Raw genomic sequence first — 626 nt, 5'->3', positions numbered from 1 at the left:
TTTCAATTCACGCAGCCCAAGCGGGCTGCGACTTTGCGCGAGCAAGCTAGAGTCGTAGCGATGTAGTTTCAATTCACGCAGCCCAAGCGGGCTGCGACTTATGAGGGTTATAAGGCAAGGGACGGAGCGCTGTTTCAATTCACGCAGCCCAAGCGGGCTGCGACTCACAAATCGCAGGAAGTACCCAAAGGTACCTGTTTCAATTCACGCAGCCCAAGCGGGCTGCGACTGGGTTTGAGCGTTAAAATCCGCTAGAGATGTCCGTTTCAATTCACGCAGCCCAAGGGGGCTGCGACGGCATTAAAATCAGTCGGCACATAGTTTGTTGTGTTTCAATTCACGCAGCCCAAGCGGGCTGCGACCACGGGTTCACCAGTCAATGCTCCGCCTACACCTGTTTCAATTCACGCAGCCCGCTTGGGCTGCGACGACGCTCACCTACGGGCATGCCGTATTTTTCTTCGTTTCAATTCACGCAGCCCAAGCGGGCTGCGACCAGACATTTACGACCTAGAGCCACCACAACAATGTTTCAATTCACGCAGCCCAAGCGGGCTGCGACACGAACAGGAGAAATACAAGGCATAACACTATGTGTTTCAATTCACGCAGCCCAAGCGGGCTGC

At 54.5% G+C, this 626-nt stretch carries 1 CRISPR repeat array.

Annotated elements, in window-relative coordinates:
• Nucleotides 1–65: 65 nt before the first annotated feature.
• Nucleotides 66–562: direct repeats of the CRISPR family, unit length 33 nt; unit sequence GTTTCAATTCACGCAGCCCAAGCGGGCTGCGAC.
• Between the last annotated feature and the right edge of the window lie 64 nt (nucleotides 563–626).

Origin of the sequence: Alloprevotella sp. oral taxon 473 str. F0040, from assembly GCF_000318095.2 — a bacterium.
Taxonomy (GTDB): Bacteria; Bacteroidota; Bacteroidia; order Bacteroidales; family Bacteroidaceae; genus Alloprevotella.
This window is presented reverse-complemented; position numbering and strand designations above follow the sequence as displayed.